The organism is Pontibacter sp. T17 (assembly GCF_057219875.1).
The window spans coordinates 1-25,899 of sequence record NZ_JBXVVW010000002.1; the positions used below are offsets into that span (position 1 = coordinate 1).

At 53.8% G+C, this 25,899-nt stretch carries 21 protein-coding genes and 1 rRNA gene; 12 read left to right on the forward strand and 10 right to left on the reverse strand.

The annotated features are described in order from the left end of the window. Positions 1–226: 226 nt before the first annotated feature. The 6 genes from rrf to AC2D8O_RS07925 all read left to right on the forward strand — a co-directional run bounded on the left by rrf (position 227) and on the right by AC2D8O_RS07925 (position 5,028). Positions 227–338, forward strand: a 5S ribosomal RNA gene (gene rrf / locus AC2D8O_RS07900). 150 nt (positions 339–488) lie between these two features. Further along, positions 489–797 carry a YegP family protein gene (locus AC2D8O_RS07905; RefSeq protein ID WP_484678280.1) on the forward strand — a complete coding sequence of 103 codons (309 nt, stop codon included), beginning with the start codon at positions 489–491 and terminating at the stop codon, positions 795–797. A 50-nt stretch (positions 798–847) separates the two neighbouring features. Then, entirely contained in the window at positions 848–2,230 is a 1,383-nt protein-coding gene (locus AC2D8O_RS07910; protein WP_484678281.1) for a dipeptidase, read from the forward strand. A gap of 80 nt (positions 2,231–2,310) precedes the next feature. After that, positions 2,311–3,276, forward strand: coding sequence for a PhoH family protein (locus tag AC2D8O_RS07915; protein ID WP_484678282.1), 966 nt, complete (start codon positions 2,311–2,313; stop codon positions 3,274–3,276). Continuing rightward, positions 3,269–4,075: an ABC transporter substrate-binding protein gene (locus AC2D8O_RS07920; RefSeq protein WP_484678283.1), complete on the forward strand. Its 807-nt coding sequence runs from the start codon at positions 3,269–3,271 to the stop codon at positions 4,073–4,075. The genes AC2D8O_RS07915 and AC2D8O_RS07920 overlap by 8 nt, the downstream gene beginning before the upstream one ends. Before the next feature lie 8 nt (positions 4,076–4,083). Continuing rightward, on the forward strand, positions 4,084–5,028 hold the full coding sequence (locus AC2D8O_RS07925) for a Smr/MutS family protein (RefSeq protein WP_484678284.1): 945 nt from the start codon (positions 4,084–4,086) through the stop codon (positions 5,026–5,028). Between the two features lie 103 nt (positions 5,029–5,131). Here the strand turns inward: AC2D8O_RS07925 and AC2D8O_RS07930 are convergent, their stop codons facing one another. From AC2D8O_RS07930 to AC2D8O_RS07940, 3 genes are read right to left on the reverse strand one after another with little or no spacing between them, the layout of a single operon-like run. Further along, positions 5,132–5,482 carry a HesB/IscA family protein gene (locus tag AC2D8O_RS07930; RefSeq protein ID WP_484678285.1) on the reverse strand — a complete coding sequence of 117 codons (351 nt, stop codon included), beginning with the start codon at positions 5,480–5,482 and terminating at the stop codon, positions 5,132–5,134. 51 nt (positions 5,483–5,533) lie between these two features. Then, positions 5,534–8,677 (reverse strand): PAS domain-containing protein, encoded by a 3,144-nt coding sequence (locus tag AC2D8O_RS07935; protein WP_484678286.1) that lies wholly within the window; start codon positions 8,675–8,677, stop codon positions 5,534–5,536. 8 nt (positions 8,678–8,685) lie between these two features. After that, positions 8,686–10,059 carry a sigma-54-dependent transcriptional regulator gene (locus tag AC2D8O_RS07940; RefSeq protein ID WP_484678287.1) on the reverse strand — a complete coding sequence of 458 codons (1,374 nt, stop codon included), beginning with the start codon at positions 10,057–10,059 and terminating at the stop codon, positions 8,686–8,688. Positions 10,060–10,276: 217 nt separating this feature from the next. Here AC2D8O_RS07940 and AC2D8O_RS07945 point away from each other — a divergent pair, with 217 nt between their 5' ends. The 3 genes from AC2D8O_RS07945 to AC2D8O_RS07955 are packed head-to-tail and all read left to right on the forward strand — an operon-like array spanning position 10,277 to position 11,203. Further along, positions 10,277–10,492: a hypothetical protein gene (locus tag AC2D8O_RS07945; RefSeq protein WP_484678288.1), complete on the forward strand. Its 216-nt coding sequence runs from the start codon at positions 10,277–10,279 to the stop codon at positions 10,490–10,492. Positions 10,493–10,503: 11 nt separating this feature from the next. Then, positions 10,504–10,845, forward strand: a complete 342-nt coding sequence (locus tag AC2D8O_RS07950) for a hypothetical protein (RefSeq protein ID WP_484678289.1) — start codon at positions 10,504–10,506, stop codon at positions 10,843–10,845. Between the two features lie 19 nt (positions 10,846–10,864). Beyond that, a complete protein-coding gene (locus tag AC2D8O_RS07955) occupies positions 10,865–11,203 on the forward strand; it encodes a hypothetical protein (protein ID WP_484678290.1) in 339 nt (112 codons plus the stop codon). 45 nt (positions 11,204–11,248) lie between these two features. On the opposite strand, the gene uvrB is transcribed toward AC2D8O_RS07955, so the two are convergent. From uvrB to mazG, 6 genes are all read right to left on the reverse strand, one after another. Further along, entirely contained in the window at positions 11,249–13,276 is a 2,028-nt protein-coding gene (gene uvrB / locus AC2D8O_RS07960) for an excinuclease ABC subunit UvrB (protein WP_484678291.1), read from the reverse strand. 93 nt (positions 13,277–13,369) lie between these two features. Next, entirely contained in the window at positions 13,370–15,757 is a 2,388-nt protein-coding gene (pheT, locus tag AC2D8O_RS07965; protein WP_484678292.1) for a phenylalanine--tRNA ligase subunit beta, read from the reverse strand. Between the two features lie 65 nt (positions 15,758–15,822). Beyond that, entirely contained in the window at positions 15,823–16,506 is a 684-nt protein-coding gene (locus AC2D8O_RS07970; protein ID WP_484678293.1) for a hypothetical protein, read from the reverse strand. A gap of 103 nt (positions 16,507–16,609) precedes the next feature. Next, the gene (locus AC2D8O_RS07975) at positions 16,610–17,728 is read right to left on the reverse strand and encodes a sensor histidine kinase (protein WP_484678294.1); all 1,119 of its coding nucleotides are present in this window, start codon (positions 17,726–17,728) and stop codon (positions 16,610–16,612) included. A gap of 116 nt (positions 17,729–17,844) precedes the next feature. Beyond that, positions 17,845–18,861, reverse strand: coding sequence for an L-threonylcarbamoyladenylate synthase (locus AC2D8O_RS07980; protein WP_484678295.1), 1,017 nt, complete (start codon positions 18,859–18,861; stop codon positions 17,845–17,847). Further along, positions 18,813–19,631: a nucleoside triphosphate pyrophosphohydrolase gene (mazG, locus tag AC2D8O_RS07985; RefSeq protein ID WP_484678296.1), complete on the reverse strand. Its 819-nt coding sequence runs from the start codon at positions 19,629–19,631 to the stop codon at positions 18,813–18,815. The genes AC2D8O_RS07980 and mazG overlap by 49 nt, the downstream gene beginning before the upstream one ends. A gap of 39 nt (positions 19,632–19,670) precedes the next feature. On the opposite strand from mazG, the gene AC2D8O_RS07990 reads away from it, so the two are divergent. Beyond that, positions 19,671–20,054, forward strand: coding sequence for a RidA family protein (locus AC2D8O_RS07990; protein ID WP_484678297.1), 384 nt, complete (start codon positions 19,671–19,673; stop codon positions 20,052–20,054). After that, positions 20,033–21,271 carry a tetratricopeptide repeat protein gene (locus AC2D8O_RS07995; RefSeq protein WP_484678298.1) on the forward strand — a complete coding sequence of 413 codons (1,239 nt, stop codon included), beginning with the start codon at positions 20,033–20,035 and terminating at the stop codon, positions 21,269–21,271. The genes AC2D8O_RS07990 and AC2D8O_RS07995 overlap by 22 nt, the downstream gene beginning before the upstream one ends. Before the next feature lie 8 nt (positions 21,272–21,279). Here the strand turns inward: AC2D8O_RS07995 and ftsY are convergent, their stop codons facing one another. Continuing rightward, a complete protein-coding gene (gene ftsY, locus AC2D8O_RS08000; protein WP_484678299.1) occupies positions 21,280–22,257 on the reverse strand; it encodes a signal recognition particle-docking protein FtsY in 978 nt (325 codons plus the stop codon). Between the two features lie 235 nt (positions 22,258–22,492). Here ftsY and AC2D8O_RS08005 point away from each other — a divergent pair, with 235 nt between their 5' ends. After that, positions 22,493–25,834, forward strand: a complete 3,342-nt coding sequence (locus AC2D8O_RS08005; RefSeq protein WP_484678300.1) for a S8 family serine peptidase — start codon at positions 22,493–22,495, stop codon at positions 25,832–25,834. Positions 25,835–25,899 lie beyond the last annotated feature (65 nt).

Here is a 25,899-nt window from a genome sequence, read left to right on the forward strand (position 1 = left end):
GGCAGTGATGCCAAAGCCGAGCAGTACTAATTACCCGAAAGAGTTCCATAGAAACCCCTTTACTGGGTTCGCCTGTTGCGCCTGCGTATTCAATCGATTCGCACCGCTTGCCGATTTCCACTCGTGTTTTTCATACTTACTTTATACCGCATGTGCTGTTTCCTATGGCGGGAGACACACAGAAGATCTGGTCACAACAGTAACCCTGTGTTACTGACACCGAAGAGTAGGTGACCAAAGCGGGCGGGTGCACCTCTTCCCATTCCGAACAGAGTAGTTAAGCCGCCCTGCGCCGATGATACTGGGATAACACCTGGGAAAGTAGGTCGTCGCCATCTTTAAAGCCCCTCGCGTAATCGAGGGGCTTTTTGTTTTCTACACGCGCTCATACAAATTGTAATGCGTGGTGGATGATATTGCTTCTTCAGTTTTTGCTTTTGTGCCAAGCCAGATGGTAACTTCTGTTATCATCAACTAATTACATCACTATGGCAGGCGAAAACGATAAGATTGAAGTCTACCAAGACAAGCGCGGTGAATGGCGCTGGCGCCGGAAGGCCTCTAATGGGAAAATTGTGGGTGCTGCATCTGAAGGTTACAAGAGTAAATCGGATGCAGAGGCAAATGCTACTCGCAATAGCGACAAGGATAAGTGGGAATTTTATCAGGATGCTCGTAAGGAGTGGCGTTGGCGCAGGACCGCGTCAAACGGCGAAATCGTCGGTAAATCCTCGGAAGGGTATGACAGCAAGAATAATGCGATGGAGAATGCCAAACGAAATGGGCATAAGGGCTGAGTATCTCACCGCTTTTCTTATACTTGGGCACTTTATCAGTGCCCTTTTTTATGCAATCCGCTGACTTTAAATCATACATAGTAGAGCACCAGAGTCGCTTTTTGGACGAGCTTTTTGGATGGCTCCGTATACCCAGCGTCAGTGCAGACGTTCGCTTTGCTCAAGATGTGAGGAATGCCGCAGGCTATCTGGTAGATAGGCTGAAGGAGTTAGGCGTTCCGACCGTTGAACTTTGGGAAACAGCTGGCTATCCTGCGGTCTTTGGTGAAATTATAGTTTCGGCCGAGTTGCCCACTGTTTTGGTTTACGGGCACTATGATGTGCAGCCCGCAGACCCTCTGGGGCTATGGAAATCACCAGCATTTGAGCCAGAAGTACGCGACGGTCGTATCTACGCACGTGGGGCAACCGATGACAAGGGCCAGACCTACATGCATATTAAGGCCCTGGAGGTGTTGATGCGTAATGGTGGCTTACCCTGCAACGTCAAGTTCTTTATCGAGGGCGAGGAGGAAGTAGGTAGCGCAAATCTTGAGGTCTGTCTCCGTAAATACGCAGACCGACTGAAGGCAGATGTGCTGCTGATTTCAGATACCTCTATGATTGCCAATGATGTGCCATCCATTGCTGTCGGATTGCGTGGGTTGGCGTATATGGAGGTGGAAGTAACAGGCCCCAACCGTGACCTGCATTCTGGTGTTTACGGTGGCGCCGTTGATAACCCGGTGAATGTTTTGTGCCGGATGATAGACAGCCTCCACGATGAAAATATGCGCATCACTATCCCCGGTTTTTATGAGGATGTTCTGGAGCTGAGTTTGGAAGACCGTGCAGAGTTAGCTCGTATTCCCTTCAGTCAGGCAGAGTATAATGCCAAACTGGAGTTGAGTGATGTAAATGGCGAAGCTGGGTACTCTACGATAGAGCGCGCCAGTATTCGTCCCACGTTGGACGTAAATGGTATCTGGGGAGGGTATACAGGCGAAGGAAGTAAAACCGTACTGCCTTCCAAGGCACATGCCAAGATCTCCATGCGCTTGGTTCCCAATCAAAACCATGAGAAGATTGCGGCGCTCTTCGAGAGGCATTTCCTTAATCTCGCTCCGTCTACGGTTAAGGTAAAAGTGACCCACCATCACGGAGGTTTACCGTTCCTAACGCATACGGACTCCCCCGGCTATAAGGCCGCAGAAGCAGCCATGACTGCCACTTTTGGGAAAAAGCCAATTCCTGCACGTGAAGGGGGGAGCATCCCGATTATGTCCCTTTTCAAGGAAATTCTCGGGACGCCTACGGTGTTGATGGGCTTTGGCCTTGATATTGATGCGCCACATAGTCCCAATGAGAGTTATGGCATTTTTAATTATCTGATTGGAATCGAGACCATTGCATTGTTCCATCATGAGTTTGCCAAGCTTATTAAAGCTTCTTGATAAAAACGAAGCAAAAACTGGCGGCCTCGGCACCAAGGCTGTCTAACTTATAGTCACTTTCAACTAAAGCCGCACCTTTCTTGCAGCCACAAGCCTCATTCGAACGCGATTTGATTCTGGAGGACGTCAATCCAGTTGACTTCTTCGGAGTACACAACGAGAAGCTCGATATCTTCAAGGAGCACTTCCCGGACGTTAAATTCATTGCCAGGGGTAATTCCCTGAAGGTGTTAGGCGATCCAGAGAAGCTGGAAGCGCTGTTAGGCCTTCTTGAGAAGCTTCTGCAAGAGGTAAAACAATTTGGTCCAGTTGACAAACGGAGAATCACAGATATGCTTGCCGGCCGTACAAAGCCCAATGTGGCCCCGGACGGCATGGAGATTCTACGGGGCCCCAATGCCCTCAGTGTCAAAGCCCGCACTCCTGGCCAGTTGGAGATGGTAGAGGCAGCAGCTGAAAATGACATTGTCTTTGCCATTGGGCCTGCCGGTACTGGTAAAACCTACACGGCCGTTGCGATTGCGGTAAAGGCCATGAAGGAGAAGCGGGTAAAGAAAATAGTTCTGGTTCGCCCAGCAGTTGAAGCTGGCGAAAGCCTGGGGTTCCTGCCTGGCGACCTCAAGGAGAAGATAGACCCGTATTTGCGGCCGTTGTACGATGCCCTTGAAGACATGATTTCCGCAGACAAGCTGAAGGCTTTTCTTGAGCAGAACGTAATTGAAGTGGCGCCATTGGCGTATATGAGGGGGCGTACACTCAACAACGCTTTTATCATTCTGGATGAAGCCCAGAACACGACCGAGTTACAGTTGAAAATGTTCCTGACACGTCTGGGAATGGAGTCAAAGATCATCGTTACGGGAGATGAAACCCAGATTGATTTGCCCAAGAGCCAGCGTTCGGGATTGCTCCAGGGGCTGAAAATACTTCAGGGTGTCAAGGGAATCGGCTTTGTACGGCTCACCGCCCGCGACGTGGTGCGCCACCCACTTGTCCGCTCTATTCTGGCTGCTTACGAGAAGCTGGATAAGCCGCACAATGACTGAGCTGATCACAGTTACAGATGCGGTTGGGCGGGTAGTCAGCTTGCCGGCTTCTCCTCAACGAATGGTTTCCCTCTGCCCTTCCCAAACCGAACTTCTTTTTTCACTGGGTTTGGGAGATAAAGTGGTTGGCATCACCCAATGGTGTGTTCATCCGGCTGCGGGTGTAAAAGATGTGGTTAAGGTGGGCGGCACCAAGAAAGTTAACCTTCGTAAGGTAGCGTCCTTGCGGCCCGATTTCATTCTCTGTGAAAAGGAAGAAAATACCCGTGAAATGGTCGAAGCGTTGCAGCAGCTGGCACCTGTCTATGTAACGAACGTAGAGTCCGTGCCAGACGCGTTGGCAATGATAGAGACGGTAGGGCTGTTGACTGGCACAGCGCAGGCCGCGCAAGGACTTTCAGCACGCATCAAGCAGGAATTCGATAGGGTGCAAGGCGGCTCCCCGCCGTTGCGAACAGCGTATCTCATCTGGAAAGAACCGTGGATGGCTGCCGGAAGCACTACATACATTGGCAGTGTGCTGGCGCATTTGGGCTTACAGAACTGCATGCGGGTGGAGGGCAGCCGCTACCCAGCCTTTACCTTAGAGCAGCTGGTAGCAAGACAGCCAGAGCTGGTGCTGCTTTCTTCTGAGCCCTATGCTTTTACCGAGCAGCATGCCACCGAGTTGGCCAAACTGCTTCCTCAGGCACGTATCATGGTCGTTGACGGTGAGATGTTCAGCTGGTATGGGAGCCGCATGCTGTTGGCCGGTGCCTATCTGAATACCTTCTGCCTTTCGCTACAGCAGAGTGTGTAGTTTTGAAGATGGAATTCACTGTAGGAGATCCTATCCAACTGCTGGATAGTCGCGATAAGGGACAGGTATTACAGGTATACCCCGATGGCCGGATACTGGTTAGGTTGGAAGATGGGCTTGAAATAGAAGTACTCTCCAGGGACATTTCCCGCACTACTCCACAAACTGCTGCCGAGAAAGCGGAAAGAGCACCACAAGGGCGCACAGATATTGGACCTCTGGCCTCGCTTGATGCCGGCATCTATTTGGTCATTGACCGCCCGGTACCGACAAAAACGGATATACTGCTCTTCAACCATACAGATCTGGACATTCACTTTGCAGTGACCTCTATTCTGCGGACGGGTGAGTTGAGGGGCGTGATCGCTGGTAAGTTATTGGCTGAAGGACAGCAACTTCTCTTCAGTCTTGCAGGCTCGGACTGGATGGAGCAATTCGCCGACAGGCGTTTTGAGTGGCTCTATTTCTCGGCCAAGCCTTTTACGCCCCGGCAACCAGTCTCGGTTGATTTTCGGCTGAAGCAACGGCAACTGCTGCGCGAGCCGTTGCAGAATATTGCCACTGGCCGCAACAACCTCTTTGTGCCGCTGCATATGTGGGGAAAGGATGCTCAGTTGGAGAATACCCTACAGGAAATTGCTTCAGGAAATGAGGGCTCCAAGCTATCAGGCCCACCGCCCCGCGTAGTGGACCTGCACATTGAAAAGCTCACGGCGGAGTATAAGTCGCTGGACAAGGCCGCCATACTGAGCCATCAGCTGGAGCATTTCGAGCAGATGCTTAGCCTGGCGATCGCTCACAGGTTGCCAGAGATTACTTTCATACATGGTCTGGGAAATGGCACGTTGCGTGCTGAACTGCATAAAATCCTACGGCATAACCGCTACGTCAAAGCCTTTTATCTGGACGATGAGAAGCAGTTTGGCTACGGGGCTACACGTGTTAAACTATAGAGTGTCTAATTGTCTGATTGGCAATTTGTAGAACTCCATTCTTACCGGAAATAGAAATAAAAAAGGGAGCAGCGCTCCCTTTTTTATTAGACTTTTTAGATTCTTATGCTGAAAACGAAGTGCCACAACCACAGGTGCTTTTGGCATTGGGATTCTGGAACACAAAACCTCTTGCGTTAAGGCCATCCTGAAAGTCAATGTGCATATCCAGCAGATACAGCATGTGACGTTTGTCCATCACTATGTGAATGCCTTCGACCTCGTAGTGGTCGTCGTGCTGGGTAGGGCTGTCAAACCCCAACACATAGCTCATGCCAGAGCATCCACCGCCTTTAACGCCCACTCGTAGTACCTGATCAGAGGTGACGCCGTCGTTCTGGATAATATTACGGAGGGCCTCAATGGCCGAAGCGCTGAAAGAGACCGGGAGCTTTTCTGAAACTGAAGGAGTCATTTGCTGTAGCGGTATATGACAATGTAACGAGAGAACAGTCAAAGACGTATATCAAATTCCCGTAGGAGTGAGTTCCTGTTTAAGTTCATGTAAAAGTCCTTGAAGATCAAGGAGAGCCTGATCAGCAAGAAGTTTGATTTCTGCTTCATTACTCGGGCTACACTTCTCAAGCGATTCCAGGAGATTGGAAAGCACGCGGGCGCCAAGTTGACGGGTCAGGCTTTTGAGCTTGTGAGCCAGTCGTAAAAGATCGGCTGGTGGTCTTGATTGCTTTGAAAGCGCCTCGAATGTTTTCAATTCTTCCTTAAGCACTTCTTCGCTCAACTTCACGATATCCAGTACTTGACGCTCATCACCATCAAAAAAGCTGCGCAGAAAGGTTAAGTCCATCTGACGCATGGGATGTGACAGCTTCTCCTGAGCGGGAGTACTCCTTACCCGTTGGCGGGCTGTTTCCCTATTTGGTCGGGTGGTTTGCGTCAGCATGTGAGGACACAAACGAAGTATCTCGTCTAATAGATCGGCAGGGTTGTAAGGCTTGGCGAGATAACCATTCATGCCAGATAGGAGACTCCGCTCACGTTCGTTGGACATGACCTGAGCCGTAAGTGCCAGTATAGGAGTGTTACGGATTGGCTGAGGCAAGTCGCGACGGATTATGCGCGTGGCTTCATGTCCATCCATTTCTGGCAATGACAGGTCCATCAATATCACATCAAAGGCCTGCTTTCTAACGCATTCCAGCGCCTCAAGGCCATTCGTTGCTTCGGTTACAGTCAGGCCCCAATCAGTAAGCAGTTTGTTTGCAATAAGGCGGTTGACGGCATTGTCTTCTACCAGCAGCACATCGCCGCGCAGGCTGGCTTTATGCTTGGGCAGGCTTTTCTTTTTTGTGCTGGGTAAAGGCTTTTCAGCCAGCTTCAAGGGCAGTCGTACAGTAAACACTGAGCCTTTGCCTTCTGTGCTCTCTACGGTAACGCCCCCTCCCATCAGGTTGGAGAGTTCACGCACAATCGCCAAGCCCAGACCGGTGCCACCGTACTTTCTGGAAATGTCTGCCGACGCCTGTGAAAAGCTCTCAAAGATGGAGTCGAGCCGAGTGCTGGAAATGCCAATGCCAGTATCGCTTACCTGAAAAACAAGTCTAATCTGCTCCTCTTCAATTCCTTGTACGTCTACAGAAAGTTCTACAGAGCCCCTCTCCGTAAATTTGATGGCGTTACTGACGAGGTTGGAGAGAATTTGCCCCAGGCGTCCCGGATCGCCATGTAACGCTGAGGGTATCTGCTCGCTGATCTTGAACTGTAGCCCGATACCTTTCTCGGCCGCACGGCTCAAGTGCTGGTTACGCAGTTGGATTACCAATTCCTGAAGGTCAAAGTCAATGGCCTCCAGTTCCATGCGGCCAGCGCCAATCTTGCTCAGGTCCAATATGTCGTTTATGAGCAGCAGGAGTACTGATGCTGACTGTTTCAAGGCAAGCACATATTCGCGCTGCGTGGGATCCAAGCGAGTGCGGTCTAGTAGTTCCGCCAAGCCAACCAGGCCATTCAGTGGAGTCCGAATTTCATGGCTCATGTTGGCCAGGAAGCGCTCTTTGGCTTGTGTAGACTCTTCTGCCACTCTTCGGGCATGTATCAACGCTTGAGTATCCAACTTGCGCTGCGTGATGTCCATTCCAATACCCAGCACGTTTACGCGGCCGTCTGCATCCTGAAGTGGTTTCTTCAGCATTTGAAACCAGCGTACAGTACCATCTTTTAAGGTGATATTCTCCTCCAGGATAAATTCCTGCCGGGTTTTGATTACCTGTCTGTCAATATGTGAGAAGAATGCCTGTGGACCCAGCAGGTGTTCTTTTTCGGGTTGGGCATTGTGGCGTTGTATCAACTCGGCCTTTGTTGTTCCGAAAAGATCAGCTACCGCCTGATTAACCAGCAGAAAGCGCCCTTCTGCATCTTTCAGGAATATCAGATTGGGGTCGGCATCAATCACGGTCTGGATCAGGTGGCTTTGTTCCTGAAGGGTCCGTTCAAAGCGCTTCCGTTCGGAAATGTCCACTGAGTAGCCTAACAGCAGCGTCTCCAGTGACGGATCAATCTTAAGGGCCACTTTGCCCGCCAGCAGGGTGCGTGTACCCCGCCCCGAGGGCTTGGGAAGGTCTTCTTCCCGTACGATAGGCTTTGACGAACGTCTCGAAGAGGCATCGTCAGCCACAAAGCGTGCGGCAATCTCGGTAGGATATATATCCCAGTCGGTTTTGCCAATGATGTCCACTGGCGGCAGGTCCAGCTGGCGCTGTGTTTCGGTGTTGACGAATACAAACCGGCCAAGCGCGTCTTTGATGGTGATGCCGATGGGAAGCGTATCCAGAATGGATTTCATCAGATCCTGCTGGCGCAGAAGCGCCTGCCGTGCTATCTGGGCTTCGGTGATGTCAATGGCAACAGCAATGGCGCCGGAGTTTCGGCCTTCGGAGTCCAAATAGGGGGTGTAATGGACGTGATAGTGGCGGTCGTCCCAGGTTCGCTCCTCGGAAAAGCTGTCGCCTGCGATGACCCGCCTGAAGTCCTGTTGCCACTCAGGGCGGTCTTCCAGCACGGTAAGCACATTGTGGCCCAACCAATCGCGCTCTTTGAGGCCCAGTGCCTCCAGCCCCCGACCCGAATTCAACAGTATCCGACCCTGCTCGTCCAGCACAATGAGAATGGTCGGCAGGTTGTTGAGAATGGCTTTGAGATGCTGGCCAGTTGGCTGCGAAATGCGAGATACCTGCGTCCAGGCAGAAGTAACCAGTCTGGCATCTTGCAAGCGACGGTTTTGCTGAATGGCCAGCTTCAGCTTCAGCACCAGCAACTCATATGTTTCATCAGTTTCAGCGAACTGTACCAGCCCAATACGGCCGAGTGTATTGCTGAGAGGGCTTGTGAGCACGTTGCGTGCCAACTTGCGAAACACCAGAGTGGCACCCGCTTCGCCTGCCGATGACGATGCAAACTGAATGGTTGAGACGGTAAGGCTGTCGGTTAGCAGCAGCACATGGGCATTGCCTTCCGCTACCGCAAAGTGCTTGGGCAGACTGCGGTAGTAATGGGTAGTGGTTTGCAGTTCAGGCAGGTCGGCCTGAAGCCTGCCCAGCCAGTCGGCGGGGAAATGCCTCCCATGCTCCAGAATGTGCAGTTGCAGCGCTGGCATCGGTGTTATCAGGTGTTTGCAGGTTCCTGGGTCTGCTTGAGCATACGGTACAAGGTACTTTTGCCAATTCCCAGCTTCTGGGCCACCTTTACTACGTTGTGGTCATACTTCTCCAGGAAGTGGTTAACAATCCGTTGGGTGTATTCGTCTAGTGTCAGTTCTTCCGACAGCAGGTCGAGGTCTTTCTGAAGTGAGTGGAAGGTGATGTCTTCTGCCCTCACAACACCATTTTCTGCCATTACGGCCGCCAGCTCAATGGCTGCCCGCAGTTCGCGCACATTCCCTGGAAAGCTGTGTGTAAGCAGTTTCTTGCGAGCGTCTTCCGAGAGGCTCAGTTTGCCAAGGCGATTGTTTTCGGCAAATTGGTCGAGGAAGAATTTGGCCAGCAGAATAATGTCCTGTCCGCGCTGTCTGAGTGGTGGCAGGGGTATGGACAGGCCGAGCAGGCGGTAGTAAAGGTCTTCGCGGAAATTGCCGGCCGAGATCTCGTCGCCGAGGTTTTTGTGAGTCGCCACAATGATGCGGCAGTCGAACTTCACGGTTTCCTCGCCGCCTACTCGTACAAGCTCTCTCTCCTGGATAACCCGCAACAGTTTGGCCTGCAGGTTAATGTCCATTTCAGCGATTTCATCAAGAAAGAGCGTGCCTTTGTCGGCCATCTCGAATTTGCCTTTCCTGCGGGCAATGGCTCCGGTGAAGGCGCCTTTTTCGTGGCCAAACAACTCGCTCTCCATCAGGTCGCGCGGAATGGCCGCCATGTTGACGGCAATGAAGGGCTGCTTGGCTCTGCGGGAGTTGTAATGAATAGCCTTGGCAGCTACTTCCTTGCCGGTACCAGTTTCTCCAAAAATGGAAACATTGATATCAGATTGGGCAGCTTTACGCAGTAAATGGTATACCTGCTGCATGCTGTCGCTCTGACCTACCATCGATTTCTCAAATTCGTAGGTCTTCACCAGTTCGCGTCGCAATTCCGTGTTCTCGTGAGCCAGCTTCTTGTTCTTGACTATCATCTGGACCATATTGAGAATACGGTCTTTGGCGTCCTCATCTTTGATGACGTAGTCATAGGCACCTTCACGAAGCAGCTCAACCGCCACGGCGATTTCTTTTTGGCCCGACAGCACAATGCAGGTGGCTTCCGGTAGGGTGGTTTTGACGCGCCGCAGAATCTGGAGGCCAGTCATATCAGGCAACTGATAGTCAATGATGACGACATCCGGCGCCTGGTGCAGTTGGTCTATCAGCTCTTTCCCACTATGAAACGTCTGTACCTCATGGTCGGGATTCAGCTTCAGCAGATACTGCAGCATCCGCGTATACATCGGGTCATCTTCTACCACGAAGATGCGGAGCGAGTCATCGGAATTGGAAGTGGACACAGGATTGGGAATTCTTTCCCTCAAGTAAGGAAAATGTTTCTAAATGGGAAAATTGTTTTCATGCAACCCGTAGAACTCAGCCATACTCTTTGGTGGGAACGACTAACAGAAATCACCTCAATCTCTAGCCGCCATGTCATTCACGCTGTTTTTTGGGTTCCTCATGTTGGTGCCTGTTGCCAAAATTTTGTCGAAAACTTACCTGAAGGCAAGGGAGATGGAACTGCAGAACGGGGGCATCAGCCCGCGTACGGATGAGGTAAGCACCGAACTGCTGGCCGAGCTGAAGCGCCTGCACGGTACCATTGACGAACTGAAAGCCCGTATTGTTTACTTGGAAGGCGAGCAGAATAGTGTGGGCTATACTCACACCAAAGCACACGACGCTGCTTATATTGAGCGTGAAAAAGGTGCCAACTCACACGCTTACTAACTGATACAACCATGGTCGACTGGACTCCTGTCTTTATCATTGCCATTTTGATGACCCCTGCGGTGGTATTGCCGCTGGCCAGATGGTACATGAAGGCCCGGTTTGGTGATGGTGCCAAACAGGACGTTTCCCGCCAGCAAAGCCAGCAGGAAGAAGTGAACCGTGAAATGCTGGCCGAACTGAAACGCCTGCACGAGGGGATGGCCGGCCTGGAGCAGCGTTTGAATCGGATTGAGAGCCAAGAGCTGCGGCGTGAACGCGAAAAGCTGTCTTCGCTGGGCAATGCCAATGCAATAGAGACAGGCGAGAGCCGCACAGAATCTTCAGGATCCACCACTAAGGTTGGCTCCTAGAACCACAAACACTCACAACATGCCATCAGAAGTAGCAATAGCTGGCGCAATCATAGGGGTATCCCTAGCAGCCGCTTACACTCTCAGCAGTATCTTTCGCAGCTTTTTCCAGAGCCGGGCGCCGCAGCAACAATTGCCACAACAGTCAAACGATGAAGTCACACGCGAGATGCTGGCTGAACTGAAGCGCCTGCATGGTACCATTGGCCACCTTGAAAAGCGTCTTGATTACCTCGAAAACCTGACCCTGAGGCAGGAAGCGCATAAGCTGGAGGCGTACGCCAATGCCAACACAATTGGGTCAGGCGTCAGCAGCAATCAGAGTCAGGGTGCAGAATCCGCACGCGCCTCCAGCTGAGTCTCCACATACCCAATACAGATTATGTAGAAGCCTGAGCCCACCTCAGGCTTTTGTGCGTTGTTCCAGCAGCCGTTCCAGCAGGAACATCTCGTCGCGGTACTTGGCAGCAGTGATGAAGTCCAGATCTTTGGCCGCCGCTTCCATCTGCTTGCGGGTTTCGGAGATGCTGCGCTTTAGCTGATCCACGGTCATATTGGAGAGTACCGGGTCGGCCGCCAGGTTCTGTACCTGCACTTCGTCCAACATCTGCTGTTCCACAGGGGCTGGGGCAATGGATGCGCCCTGCAGAATCTGGGTGATAGATTTCCGCACCGTCTGAGGCGTAATGCCATGCTCGGTGTTATAGGCCATCTGTTTTGCGCGTCGTCGTTCGGTTTCGTCCAACAGCTTCTGCATGGATTGTGTTATGCGGTCGGCATAAAGAATTACGCGTCCTTCAGCATTACGTGCAGCGCGGCCAGCAATCTGAATGAAAGCCCGCTCTGAGCGCAGGAACCCCTCTTTGTCGGCATCAAGAATGGCAACAAGGGCCACTTCGGGCAGGTCAAGGCCTTCGCGCAGCAGGTTGATGCCTACCAGGACGTCAAACTTGCCCAAGCGCAGGTCGCGCAGAATCTCCACACGCTCAATGGCGTCGATATCGGAGTGAATGTAGCGGGCGCGGATACCAAGGTCGCCCAGATAACGCGCCAACTCTTCCGACAACCGCTTGGTGAGGGTAGTGATGAGCACCCGCTGCCCCATCTTCACCGAACGGTCTACCTCGGCCAACAGGTCGTCTACCTGGTTCACCAGCGGACGGATTTCCACTGGCGGATCCAGTAGGCCCGTTGGGCGCACAATCTGCTCAACAATAACGCCTTCGGAGCGGGCCAACTCGTAATCGCCAGGGGTAGCCGACACGTAGATGATCTGGTCTACGAGCGACTCAAACTCATCGAATTTCAGTGGTCGGTTATCCAGCGCCGAAGGCAGGCGGAACCCATGTTCCACCAGTACCAGCTTGCGCGAGCGGTCACCGCCATACATGGCCCGTATCTGCGGAATGCTCACGTGGCTTTCATCTACTACCATCAGGAAATCCTGTGGGAAGTAGTCAATCAGACAATAGGGGCGGGCGCCGGGAGAACGGCCTGTTAGGTGACGAGAGTAGTTTTCGATGCCTTTACAGAATCCCAGTTCGCGCAGCATCTCAAGGTCGTACTCGGTGCGCTCCTGAATGCGCTTGGCTTCCATGGGCTGGCTGGCTGCATTGAAGTAGGCCACCTGTGCGGCCATCTCCTGCTGAATACCCCAGACGGCCTTATTGAGTATGTCGCGTGAGGTAACAAAGAGATTGGCCGGGAAGAGCGTGAAGCTGGAGCAGTCTTCGATCTTGCGGCCGTTGATGGGGTCAAATCGCTGGATTTTCTCTACTTCATCGCCGAAGAACACGAACCGGACGCCATAGTCTTCATAAGCTGGGAATACCTCCACTGTATCGCCTTTTACGCGGAAATTGCCTTGCCGGAACTCCATTTCGCTGCGGGCGTACAGCATCTGGACCAGCTGGTGCAGGAAGGCATTGCGCCCCAGGGTCTGGCCAGCTTCTACGGGATAGATCAGCGCGGCAAAGTCTTCGGGCTTACCCATGCCATAGATGCACGAAACCGAAGACACGATGATGACGTCGCGCCGTCCGGAAAGCAGGGCAGAGGTAGCGCGGAGGCGCAGTTTCTCGATTTCGTTGTTGATGGCCAGGTCCTTCTCGATGTACACGTCAGAGGTTGGGATGTAGGCCTCGGGCTGGTAGTAGTCGTAGTAGGAGATGAAGAACTCTACCAGGTTGTTTGGGAAAAACTGCTTGAACTCGGCATAGAGCTGGGCCGCAAGTGTCTTATTGTGGCTGAGGATCAGGGTAGGGCGCTGCACCTGCTGGATGACGTTGGCCATCGTGAAGGTTTTGCCGCTGCCGGTAACCCCCAACAGCACCTGGTGGGGCTCGCCGTTCTCCAGCCCTTCCACCAGCTGGCGAATGGCTTCGGGTTGGTCTCCACTGGGGCGAAACTCTGAACTCAGCTGAAACTGCATAGTGTAAAACTAACGCTGGAAGTTACAAAGCAGTGCAGCCCCGCTGGCACTATCTCCAACGGGGCTGCGAAGTTGTGTCAGCGCCAGTGTGAATCAGGAGCGGAGGGTTACGCCCAGTTCGCCCAGTTTCTGCATAACGCGCTGCATCAGCTTGTCCACAGCTTCGTCGGTAAGGGTTTTATTGCGGTCCAGCACCGTAACAGATACCGCATAGCTTACCTGATCGGGGCCCAGTTTGTCGTATACATCGAACAGGTCCACCGATTGTACCAGTGCTGTGTTGGCCTGGGCAATGGCTGTGCGAATAGCTGCAAACGTGACGGCCCGGGGCACTACGAGGCTGAGGTCGCGGCGAACGGGCAGCAGCTTGGGCAGTTCGGTATACTCCACCTTCTGGTTGCTGCAAAGGCTCTCCAGCTTCTCGATGTCCAGTTCGGCGAAATACACCAGCTGGCGAATGTCAAACTGCTGCAACAGCTGGCTGCTGACGGCGCCATACTTGCCTATTACCTGCTTACCCACTTTCAGGGTGGCACCATAGGCATAATTGGAATCGTCGGCCAGCACGGCCTCTTCGACAGAAAGGCCCAATCGGCCGAACAGGCGGTGCAGGTTGCCTTTCAGCGTGAAGTAATCAGCAGGATGGGGCTTGATGCGCCAGTGCTCCTCGTGCACAGGGCCGGTAAGGGCCAGTGCCAGCCGCCACTGCTCAAAGCGCTTTCCGTTACTCTGGAAATAGATTTTGCCAGTTTCAAAGAGCGCCAGCTGCTGGCTCTTGCGGGCCAGGTTGTAGCTGACAGACTCCAGGAGGCCCATCAGCAGGTTCTGGCGCATGGCAGTGAGCTCTTCGCTCAGCGGATTCAGCAGCCGCACAGCAGTGGCTTCATCTCCCCAGCTGAGTGGCACCAGCGAGTTGTTCAGGGCTTCAAGCCAGCCAGCTCCCGCCAGCAGGTTGGCTACGCGTTCGCGGAACGCCGCCGCATTGCGGGCGGCCTGCGCCGGCAACGATGCGTTGATACGGGCCGCGGGGGCTACATTGTTCTGGCCGTAAATGCGCAGCACATCTTCTATCACATCTTGAGGGCGTGTTACATCCACACGGTACGTTGGAATCAGTACCCGCATGTTGCCATCACCAGCGGGCGTGTGGGGCATCTCCAGTCGGTTCAGCAGGTCGCTGATTTCGGCATCCGTCAGCGGCTTGCCAATCAGGGTGCGCACGTGGTCGAAAGAAAGAACGACCTCGGCCTGTGGGAACGGCTGCGGGTGGGTGTCCATGTGCACCGATGCCTTGCCGCCTGCCACTTCCTGTATGAGAGCTGTGGCACGGTCCAATGCGAACAGAACGGTATTGGGATCTACGCCGCGCTCGAAACGGTAAGAAGAATCGCTGTGGATGCCATGGCGACGCGCTTGTGTCCGCACCGTTGCGGGGTCGAAATAAGCAGCTTCCAGAAAGATTGCGGTGGTGCTTTCCGTTACGCCCGATTGCTGCCCACCCATTGTGCCCGCAAGGCACATGGGTGCCTGCGCATTGCTGATCAACAGGTCGTTGGCCGAGAGCTTGCGCTCAACACCGTCAAGCGTCGTGAAGGCCGTGCCTTCGGCTACGGGGCCCACTACGATTTTGTTCCCGGCAACATGGGCAAGGTCAAATGCATGGAGCGGGTGCCCCAGCTCGTGCAGCACGTAGTTGGTGATATCCACCACATTGTTGATGGAGCGCTGGCCAATGGCCTCCAAGCGCTGCTTCAACCAGGCTGGGCTGTCGGTAACCTTCAGGTCTGTGATGACACGGCCAGTGTAACGCGGCGCACCAGCTGGATTGGTCACGGTAACCACTACCGGACAGGGGCCATCAGTTTGCAGGCTTGGAATACTGGGCAGTTGGGCCTTTTTGTTCAGTACGGCTGCAAGGTCGCGGGCTACACCGTAGTGGCTGATGGCGTCGGTGCGGTTTGGCGTGAGGCCGATGGAGAACACCTGATCGCTGTAGAGTTTCAGATATTCAGCGGCAGGCATACCCACAGGTGTTTCGGCTGGTAGTACCATGATGCCATCATGGCTGGTGCCCAAGCCCAGCTCGTCCTCTGCGCAAATCATTCCCTTGGAAGCCTCGCCCCGGATTTTGGAATCCTGCAACACCAATGGCTTCTCAGCGCCCGCAGGGTGGAGCGTTGTACCGACGGTAGCCACCAGCACTTTTTGGCCCACGGCCACATTGGGTGCGCCACATACTATCTGCACGGGATCTGCGCCAGCTGCCAGGCGCACGGTGGTAACCTTCAGGCGATCAGCGTTGGGGTGTTTCTCACAGGTGAGCACTTCGCCAACTACTACACCACGGAGGCTGCCTTTTACCTGCTCGAACTCCTCAATGCCCTCGACTTCCAGCCCGGCCATGGTGAGCAGGTGCGACAGCTTTTCAGGAGATTCTTCCAGAGGCAGGTATTGCCTCAGCCATTGATAGGAGATATTCATAGTACGCCTTGTATTGCGGTGCCAGTGGCGGCCGCAAAGTTAGACGTAGCGTCCGCCAAAATGACTCAGGGACGAGTAAAAAAAACGGCGGTATAGTTCTGCGCTCTGCGCGGACGGTCAAGTGGCAGCGCTGAACTGCCGGATGCAGGCTTCTGCTGGGCAGGCTGGTTGGCCTGCTGTGCGCCCAGATAGTTCAGAATATAGAACTGCTTGATCTGCTTCTGGGTGTAGCCATTGCGGGCCAGTGTGGCATCCAGGCTGTCTTTCATGGCCTTGAACGCACGCATTTTGGCATCATCGGTCTGCTCATCCACCTGATACATCTGCTGAATGCTGGCGTACATACGGTCGGCATCCAACGCTTCGGTAGAATAGTTGGCACGCGCAGTTAGCGATTCGTTTTCACGGCGACCATTTTTGCCAGCAGCTTTCACCTGAGAGACAGTAGTGGGCTGCTCGGCTATCGATTCGGCAACTGCACTCGTATAGACAGGAGCGGCTTTAGGCTTGAATGCCTGAGGATCAGGTTGGGCAATGGGAACCAACAGGGGCACACGCTTGGTGTATCCGTGGTTGTAGGCAAGCCCTTTATAGGAAATAACCCTGCGGGAAGAAGTGCCCGCCGAGACAGGCGTAACGATGCGGCGGGTTTCGGTGTGACAGCCCACGAAGGATAGCATACCAGCCACCAGCAAGAGACTGTAAACCAATCGCTTGTAAAGTATGGTGTATGTCTGGTTGAGGCTCATGTGAGTACCCAGTAGTTGGATGCTTTCGGCAAAGATAGGCTATGTATCAAAAAATGAAACACTTAGCCCCGCCTTTTGTGTCTAACTGGGCGTAAAAAATGAGTCAGTTAACGCTGGGCGCCTCGAAAGGCAGCATCACAGTGAAAACCGTTCGGCCAGGTTCAGAATCAACAGAGATTTTACCTGCATGCCTTTCGACAATCCTCCGGCAGATATCAAGGCCGAGCCCAGATCCTTCGCCTTGCACCTTTGTAGTAAAGAAGGGCTCAAAAATTCGATTGATGTTTTCCTGAGATATGCCCTCACCTGAGTCTATAACCCGCACGATGGCGTATTGTGTGTCGCGGGCAATTTCGAGCGTCAAAGTGCCCGTGCCTTTCATTGCCTGTATGGCGTTGTGAATGAGATTGGCCCAGACTTGGCCCAACTGGTCGGAGATGCCCATAATAGGAGGAATCTCCTCATAGTTTTTGATTACCTGCACACCATGCTTCAGCAGGTTGTGGTAGATGGTGAGAATGGACTGAAGGTTACTCTCCAGATTAACCGGTTCAAGCTTTTCGTCGCGGTTGACGTGTGAGTAGCTCTTAAGCGCCAGAATGATCTTGGCAGTTTTTTCAGCGGCCAGATTCAGGTTGAGCACCGCGGCCTTAAGTCCCGCAACGTATTTGAGTACCTGCATGATTGCGGGAGCTTCATCGTGCTTTAGTAGCGGTAGAAACTCCTGTACGTCAATCATTTGGATCTCGATAAGCGTTTTGGCGAGCTCGGCTGGTTCTTCCAGTCCAGCTTCAGTAAACTGCTCTTCGAGTTCCTTTCGGTAATAACGCTCTTCCTTGGTCGTGAGGCTGGTGTCGTTGTTGGCAGCAGTGATCAACAATTTCAATAGCAGATGATTGGCATCTCCCTGCACGGCTGCAAACAACCCAGGAAGTTCCTGCACCAAAGGGCCCAGCATACGCTCAATGCTCTGCGCCGATGACTTCATGGCGCTCACCGGGGTGTTGATTTCGTGACCAACATTAGTGAGCAACTGGCCAAGAGCCGCCATCTTCTCCGATACCATCAGCAGATGGTGTGTTCGCTTTAACTCCTGTGCCAGTGCGGCATTGTCGATGGCCTGCTTCTGCAGTTGTTGCTCCAGTTCGGCAATACGGCTTTCGGCTTCCGTAAGCTTCCGGGTGAGTTCTGCAGGCTCCAGATTGGTAGAGGTAGCGTTCACTGTTCAGGACTTAATCAAAGCAATATACGTGTTTCTGCTTAATTGATGGTGTTTGTTCTGATAAATCCCGGCGAAATACCTGCAATAGGGTAGGGGCCGTATGTGTCTTGCGTTGTTCAACGTTTGGCGGCGGCACGTTTCAGTCGGTCATTGACAGCACGGCCCAAACCTTTCTCAGGCAGCAGCTCAGCTACAATTCCATGCAAGTTGCTGCTGTCCAGCTGTCTCAGGGCCGAGAAAATGTTTTGAGCTGCCTCGTTCAAATCGCCTGTCTCGGAGAGAACAATCTCGCGGCCCAGTGGCTTTTCGAGACTGCTTGCGAAGCTGATGCTACCCCATTTTGCCAGGTCCTGCTGCTCACCCAGATGGGCCAGAACGGCCTCACGCGTTCCCAAAAACAAAGGGGTGCGGGGGGCGTAGTGGCTGGCAAGCATTCCCGGCGCTTGTGGATTGGAGGTAGAGTGCGCTTTTACTTCCACAGGTCCAATGACATCCTCAATGTCTTCGACCGGAATACCGCCGAGGCGATAAACAACAGGGTGGGGATCGAAACCAACAATGGTACTTTCGATGCCTATGGAGCTGGGCCCCCCGTCGAGGATGTAGCTGACGCTGTCGCCAAGCTGGTCGGCTACGTGCTGGGCAGTGGTGGGGCTGACGTAGCCGAATGGATTGGCCGATGGAGCCGCCAACGGTAATTGGCAGGCTTTGAGCAGGTCGCGGACCATCGGGTGGGAAGGAATGCGCAGGGCCACACGGTCGCTTCCGGCTGTCACCAGGTCGTGAATGGCTGCCGACTTGGGGACCAGCAGTGTAAGCGGGCCTGGCCAGAAACGCTCGGCCAGTTGTAACGCTAAATCTGGAAAGCCGGAGGACAGCTTCTGGGCTGCTTCCAGATTCAGTACGTGTACAATCAGGGGATCAAAGAACGGACGGTTCTTTGCCTGAAAGATGGCCGTTACAGCGTCGAGGTTCAGGGCGTTTGCCGCCAGCCCATAAACAGTCTCTGTAGGTATGGCCACAAGCTTGCCGTCGTGAATGAGTGAGGCTGCCAGAGCTACATCTCGACCAGTTTTCTCGGCCATCATGCCTCTGTCGCGGGTTGGATGGGGGCTTGTTTGGCTCGTTGCCATAGTTCTTCGAGTTCGTCCAGGGTAAGGTTTCGTAGTTCCTGCTGTTTGCTGGCAGCCGTCTGCTCCATTTGCTGGAATCGGTGAATAAACTTGCGGTTGGCTTTTTCCAACGCATCCTCGGGGTTCAGACCAAGGTGGCGGCTGTAGTTCACCAACGCGAACATGAGATCGCCGAATTCTTCTTCAAGATGGCTGGCGTTGCCGCTTGCGGCGGCTTCTTCCAGCTCTGTGATTTCCTCCCGGACCTTAGCCATTGCGCCACTCGCATCAGGCCAGTCAAAACCGACGCCTTTGGCTTTTTGCTGAATCCGGTATGCTTTCACCAACGCTGGTAACGAAGCCGGTACGCCTCCCAGTACAGACTTGTTGCCTTCCTTCAGTTTGATGGCTTCCCAGTTGGCCAGAACGTCTTTTGTGCCCTCTACCTTGGTTTCGCCATAAATGTGTGGATGGCGGCGTATGAGCTTCTCACACAGTTGCGTGATAACACCCTCCATGTCGAACTGCGCCTGCTCCCTGCCAATGCGGGCGTAGAAGACAATGTGCAGCAGGAGGTCTCCCAATTCGCCTTTCAGCCCTTTCAGGTCGCCAGCAACGATGGCGTCGCCCAGTTCGTATACTTCCTCAATAGTAAGCGTGCGCAGGGTCTCGAGGGTTTGCTCACGGTCCCAGGGGCAGCACTCCCTCAGTTCGTCCATGATCCTGAGCAGCCGCTTGAAAGCGTCAGCTGTTGGATCGTAATTAACGTTGGGTACTTGGGAGATATCCATAGAGGTGGCGCTATATTTGGCGCAAAACTAATCAACCAGATGAAGCTGAAAGCCATTCATTCCGAAAGCGCCCCAGCAGCGATCGGACCATATTCCCAGGCCATTGAAGCCAATGGCATGCTGTTCTGCTCAGGCCAGACGCCAATCGATCCTGCTTCAAAGCAATTGGTTGGTACCGATATCGAAACGCAGACCCGTCAGGCACTGAAGAATGTGGCTGCCGTTCTGGCTGCTCGCGGACTTACCTTCAGTGATGTCGCCAAAACGACAGTTTTCCTGAAAAACATGACGGATTTTCCCCGAATGAATGCGGTTTACGCCGAAGTGTTTGGCGATCACCGTCCAGCCCGCAGTACTGTTGAGGTGTCGCGGCTGCCCATGGATTGTATCGTCGAAATTGAATGCATCGCTATTCTGCCCTAAGGTTGCTGCTTCGCGTTTCTTTCTGGCTCAAGCCCACAGTTGGCAGCGGCCTGTTGCTGATTCTGTGGGCTTTGCCCTTTGGACTGAGGGCCCAACTCATTCGGCAACCGGCTTTTGAGTCGGCGGCACGGGAGGGGTTGGCTCTGATGTATAACTTTCAGTTTCAGGCAGCTGATGTCATATTCAACCGTTTGGAGGCCGAAAGTCCCAATCATCCAGCCCCTATTTTCCTGAAGCTGGCCAACACCTGGTGGCAGGTTGCCGCGGCTGATCAGGACCAGCGGTATGACGCCCGGATGCTGGAGTTGGCTGAGAAATGTCTGTCGGCGTCTACTGAGCGACTGAAAGCGGACCCCAAAGATTGGGAAGCTGAGTTTTTTCAGTTTGGTGCGCTGGCTTTCAAAGCCCGGTTGTTGGCACTTCGTGGCAGCTATTTCAAAGCGGCCAACGTAGCTATCAAGTGTATGCCTGCCCTTAAAAAGGGTGACGAATTCAAGCAGGCGCACCTCGAGTTTCTCTTTGGCTCGGGCGTGTATCTCTACTACCGCGAGTGGTACAGCGACCATAAGCCACTGGCCCGCCCCTTTCTCAGCCTGTTCCCCAGAGGTAACAAGGTGAAGGGAATTCAGGAGTTGGAAACCTGCTTTGCCCGGCCTAATTACACCCAGACAGAAGCTGCTGGGTTTCTACTGGAAATACTGGAAACGGAAGGCAACCTGAAGCGCATGCGTGAGATTACAGCGCAATTACATGCCCGTTATCCCGGAAACTCCCTCTTTGCCTTCTTCTATGGCAGGGCTCTGTTTTTAGTAGGAGAGTATGCCGAAAGCGAACGGGTAACTGGCCAGCTCATCAATGCATTCAGAAAGGTGCCAGCTCATGAAACCCGCCTGCTGGGGGTAGCAGAAAGTGGTGTGCCAACCCAGACTGCGGCCAAAGCCTATCTCTTCTACGCCCGAGCCTTTTATGCCCGCACCAACCAGGCCGCCGAGGCGTTGAAGTTTGCCCTGGCTGCTCAGGCTTTCATGCGGAAAGCCAATGACCTTGAATCATCCTACACGGTAGAGCTATACCTGCTGTTGGGGCAACTCTATGAAGCCCAAGGCGATGTGCAGAAAGCACAGGAAAACTACCGTGCGGCAGCCGACAGGGACGAGAATCCCAAGGCACGCGCCATGGCCGAAGCACGTCTGAAAGCCCTCAGGGCTGTCAGATAATCGGGTCGTCAGCTTTTTTCAAACAGACTGCTTACGAACCGCTGCGGTTCGAAGAGCTGAAGGTCGGTCATGCCTTCGCCCACTCCGATATACTTTACTGGCACCTGAAACTGGTCTGAAATGCCCAGCACAACGCCGCCTTTGGCCGTGCCGTCAAGTTTAGTGAGTGCGAGTGCCGAAACCTGTGTGGCTTTGGTGAACTCCGCCGCCTGTTGGAAGGCGTTCTGCCCGGTAGAGGCATCCAGCACCAGCAGCACCTCATGGGGCGCATTGGGGATGACTTTGCTCATCGTACGGCGAATCTTGGACAGCTCGTCCATCAGGTGGGCCTTGTTGTGCAGGCGGCCCGCCGTATCAACTATTACCACATCGGCGCCCATTTCCAGACCCTGCTTCACTGCTTCAAAGGCAACCGAGGCGGGGTCGGCATTCTGGCCTTTGTCAACGACAGGCACGCCAACCCGCTGGCCCCAGATTTTCAGCTGCTCTACTGCTGCTGCCCGGAAGGTATCGCCAGCGCCCAGTACTACATTGTGCCCTGCCAGCTTGAACTGATGCGCCAGTTTACCGATAGTGGTGGTTTTGCCCACACCGTTCACGCCAACTACCATCAGCACATAGGGCATGGTCTTGCCATCCACCACGGGCTTTTCTACTTCCAGCGCGGCCGTGGCGCTCTTGTTCTCGGCCAGCATCTGCACAATCTCGTCGCGGAGCAGCGCATCCAGCTGGTCGGTGCCCACATAGGCGTCGCGCGAAACCCGGGCCCGGATACGGTTGATGATTTTTACGGTGGTAGCAACTCCTACATCGCTTTGCAGCAGTACGGCTTCCAGTTCGTCCAGTACCTCATCATCAATTGTGCGTTTGCCCACCACGGCGCGGGCCAGCTTGCCCAACAGGTTGCTTTTGGTGGGTGCCAGCCCTTGGGACAGTTTGTCCTTATTGGCATCAGTGTTCTTTCGGAAGAAATCAAACAGTCCCATTGGCTGATATTGGCCTGAATAAGTCGCGCGAAAATACTAATGTTTTGACGGGCGGGCATCTTTCTGCTTGTCCGCGCATTGTGGTGCAGGTTTTGCTGGAGTAGATTTGTATATGGGTACCAGACGTATAATAGTGTCAATGAGACTTCTGGCTTTTTTTTCAGGAGTCTTTCTGATTCTTTTCGGGACGGTGTGTGCCGAGGCGAGACAACCCGCTTGGTACCCAGGCAGAGTTGTGGTGAAATTCCGCCGTGAGCCACTTTTCCATGCGGGATATCGGGTAGAGGCTGTGCCGCTAATGGCTCAGGTATCACGTCTGTTTGGGAGCCCGATTATTCAGCAGAAATTTCCTTCGGCAGCTGCGTATGCCCGCCAGCCTGGTGCACAGGAACGCCTGCCTCGGGGCGGACGCTGGGTTGATCTGACAACCATCTACAATCTTGATTTCGGTCCAGAAGCGAATGTGCCTGCCATCTGTCAGTGGCTGTCGCTGTCTGCCGACATAGAGTATGCAGAGCCGCAATACATGGCTATACCACTAGCTACGAGGCCCAATGATTTCTACATAAACAACCAGCGCCCTTTGCCGGTGATAAAGGCATTCGATGCCTGGGATATTGCCAGAGGCGATACCTCCATTCTCATCGCAATCATAGATAATGCGATTCAATATGATCACCCAGATCTGCTTCCCAATCTTCAGCGTAATTACGCAGACCCTGTAGATGGGGTGGACAATGACGGGAATGGGTTTGTGGATGACTTTTTTGGTTTGGACTTAGTCGGTAACGATGCATTTAATCCCATTCCTGACCGAGACCCACGGCCTGGCAATGTCAATCTGCGGCATGGCTCATGGGTAGCGGGATATGCAGTTGCATTGGCCAACAACTCAATCGGAGTAGCTGGAATGGGGTGGAGTTGTCGTTTCCTGCCCGTAAAGGTTGCTGCAGAAAACCTGGCGGGAGGGATCTATGTGGGCTATGAAGCCATTGTCTACGCTGCTGATCGTGGAGCTGATATCATCAACTGCTCTTGGGGAGGTACTACGTACTCGCGGTTGGGGCAGGACGCCGTTAACTATGCTGTACTCACTCGGGGTGCTGTGGTAGTTGCTGCCAGTGGGGGCGACCCATACTACTATCCTGCATCGTTTGACAACGTACTCTCTGTAGGGACGGTTGACATCACTGACCGCAAAACTGCATCTGTCTTCAGTGGGGCTAACACGCGGATGGACCTGGTTACGCCTTCAGGTGGCAGCACAACCGATTGGCGTACCACGTATTTCGGGGGCGGGTATTACACATCGTTTAGTGCACCGTTGGCTTCAGGTGCAGCGGGTCTTGTCAAACAGATATATCCTACCTACAGTCCGCAGCAGATTGCGGAGCGATTACGTATCACAACGGATAACATAGACGCCTTGAATCCTGCTTTCGCACAGCGAATGGGCACAGGCCGCCTAAATGTATTCAGGGCACTGACTTTGGCAACGCCAGCTATCCGGACGATTTCCATTCAGCTGTCGAATGGCAAAGATAATGTGCCTAACGCTGGTGATACCATCACGTTAGACGTTTCTTGGCGTAACTGGTTGGATGCCGCTACGGGAGCTACTGCGTCGTTGCGTAGCTTCAGTCCCTACCTGGAGGTTTTACCCTTGGACTCAGTCGTTTCCCTGGGCGATTTGGCGAGCATGGCCACTGTAAATCCTGCGCAGAAGCTTCGTTTCCGTATCCGGCCAGACGCTCCCGCCGATGCGCTCCTGTATCTACAGTTTGGGTACACAGCCGCAGGTTATACCGACTACGAGTGGTATGAGTTGGAGGTGCGCCGCACCTATGCCAATGTTGACCGCAACAAGCTGCGCACTACACTGACTGCGAATGGCCGCCTGGGCTGGCAGGACTATGGCACCAATGCCCGCGGGCTGGGAGTGCAGTTTGGCGGCAAGGCCAGTGCGCTGTTCGAAAGCGGCCTGCTCATGGGGCGCGATACTTTTCAGGTGGTCGACAACATCCGGAACCTGAGTGGCCAGCAGGACCTCGACTGGATTCCCACTTCCAGCATCCGGTATTTGCCTCCTTCCGGAAGTAGGGTGCAGATTGCCGAAACCTGGGTCAACGACAGTGGCTCGGATACCCTGCCTCTTGGGGTGGGGGCGAGGCTGCGCGCCATTGCCGATACTGCTGGTGTGTGGAAGAATACCGTTCGTCTGGAGTACACATTCTACAACCAGCAACCAATTCCCGCCACTGGACTGTATACTGGCCTGTTTTTCGACTGGGACATTGGCAGCAATGCTTTTCTGGATTCCGCTTTCTACGACACCGGGCGCAAGCTGGCCTATGCTACCAGCGACACCGCCAGCACCAACAAGAAGTACTACGGCGTACTGGCGCTCTCACTTCCTGCCAAAGTGAAGGCCTATGCTGGAACGCCAGTGCTGGACCTGTACAAAGACAGTGGGAAGTTCCGGTTTATGGCTAGCCCGCCAGACTCTCAACGGTTCAAGGCCGACATTGTACAAATGCTGTCCTACGGCCCATTGGATGTAGCGGACTCTCTGACATTGGAATATGCTTTGATTGGCGCAGAATCGCGTGGAGAGTTGCTGGCTCGGGCCGATTCGGTGCGCCAGGCCTATCAATGCGAACAGCTGGCCTTTGCCGTTTCTGTGGGCAGCGACACTACCATCTGCGAGCCTGCGGTGTTGCGCGCACGAACCAACAGTCCGGCCGCCAGCTATCTATGGAACACCGGCGCCACCGGCGATACTCTGGCCGTGACGGTGGCGGGTACTTACTGGGTGCGTGCCGTAACAACTGGCGGCTGTGTGGCAGTGGATACGGTGAAAGTGGAATATCAGCCGAAGCCAGTAGTAACGTTGGGTAGCGACACGGTTTCCTGCGGGCCATTGGTTCTGCGGGCACACTACTCAACACCTGGTGCGCTGCTCTGGAACAGTGGTGCCACGGCTGATTCCATTTCGGTCACCACATCTGGTACCTATTGGGTGCGGCAGCTCAATGCATATGGCTGCCAGACGACAGATTCAATTCGGGTGGAGGTGTACCCAGTGCCAACGCTGATTGTGAGCACTACGGGACCAGCTACCACCCTGGAACAGGGGTTTAGGGCAGTAGACCGAACGCCGGGCATTGTCTTCCGATTGTGGTCGGCTAGCAATGGCGCCACAGGCACCGACTCGGTCTTTGTGTTCACCCCTGCCGATACAGGCCGCTACACCGTGCAGCTGATGGCCGCCACCGCGCATTGTTCCGCAACGCAGACATGGGTGGTACGCGTAGTGCATTCTTCAGCCGCATTGGCAGGTCCCGCCGTTTATCCCAATCCGGTGCGTGGGGCAATCTGGTTCCAGAGTTCTTCTTTGCCTGAGGGCAACTATCAGTTTACCCTGGTAGATGCCAATGGGCGATTGGTGCAACAATACAGCCGATATTTGCAGTCATATAGACAGACAGAGCTGCCCGGAGTAGCATCGAGTGGGGTCTATTTTCTGCTGCTGGAAGGGAATGGGCAGCGGTTTAAGCAAAAAATAGTGGTAGAATAGTTGCTGATTGCGTGAGATTTGTATCTTTGCAACTCTTTACGCGAATCCTGTTCTCAAACTGCATA

Bases quoted from the DNA above. Each gene is read 5' to 3' on its own strand.
- AC2D8O_RS07905 (WP_484678280.1), top strand. From the start codon at position 489: ATGGCAGGCGAAAACGATAAGATTGAAGTCTACCAAGACAAGCGCGGT.
- AC2D8O_RS07910 (WP_484678281.1), top strand. From the start codon at position 848: ATGCAATCCGCTGACTTTAAATCATACATAGTAGAGCACCAGAGTCGC.
- AC2D8O_RS07920 (WP_484678283.1), top strand. From the start codon at position 3,269: ATGACTGAGCTGATCACAGTTACAGATGCGGTTGGGCGGGTAGTCAGC.
- AC2D8O_RS07925 (WP_484678284.1), top strand. From the start codon at position 4,084: ATGGAATTCACTGTAGGAGATCCTATCCAACTGCTGGATAGTCGCGAT.
- AC2D8O_RS07930 (WP_484678285.1), bottom strand. From the start codon at position 5,482: ATGACTCCTTCAGTTTCAGAAAAGCTCCCGGTCTCTTTCAGCGCTTCG.
- AC2D8O_RS07935 (WP_484678286.1), bottom strand. From the start codon at position 8,677: ATGCCAGCGCTGCAACTGCACATTCTGGAGCATGGGAGGCATTTCCCC.
- AC2D8O_RS07945 (WP_484678288.1), top strand. From the start codon at position 10,277: ATGGAACTGCAGAACGGGGGCATCAGCCCGCGTACGGATGAGGTAAGC.
- AC2D8O_RS07950 (WP_484678289.1), top strand. From the start codon at position 10,504: ATGGTCGACTGGACTCCTGTCTTTATCATTGCCATTTTGATGACCCCT.
- AC2D8O_RS07955 (WP_484678290.1), top strand. From the start codon at position 10,865: ATGCCATCAGAAGTAGCAATAGCTGGCGCAATCATAGGGGTATCCCTA.
- uvrB (WP_484678291.1), bottom strand. From the start codon at position 13,276: ATGCAGTTTCAGCTGAGTTCAGAGTTTCGCCCCAGTGGAGACCAACCC.
- pheT (WP_484678292.1), bottom strand. From the start codon at position 15,757: ATGAATATCTCCTATCAATGGCTGAGGCAATACCTGCCTCTGGAAGAA.
- AC2D8O_RS07970 (WP_484678293.1), bottom strand. From the start codon at position 16,506: ATGAGCCTCAACCAGACATACACCATACTTTACAAGCGATTGGTTTAC.
- AC2D8O_RS07980 (WP_484678295.1), bottom strand. From the start codon at position 18,861: ATGGCAACGAGCCAAACAAGCCCCCATCCAACCCGCGACAGAGGCATG.
- mazG (WP_484678296.1), bottom strand. From the start codon at position 19,631: ATGGATATCTCCCAAGTACCCAACGTTAATTACGATCCAACAGCTGAC.
- AC2D8O_RS07990 (WP_484678297.1), top strand. From the start codon at position 19,671: ATGAAGCTGAAAGCCATTCATTCCGAAAGCGCCCCAGCAGCGATCGGA.
- AC2D8O_RS07995 (WP_484678298.1), top strand. From the start codon at position 20,033: ATGCATCGCTATTCTGCCCTAAGGTTGCTGCTTCGCGTTTCTTTCTGG.
- ftsY (WP_484678299.1), bottom strand. From the start codon at position 22,257: ATGGGACTGTTTGATTTCTTCCGAAAGAACACTGATGCCAATAAGGAC.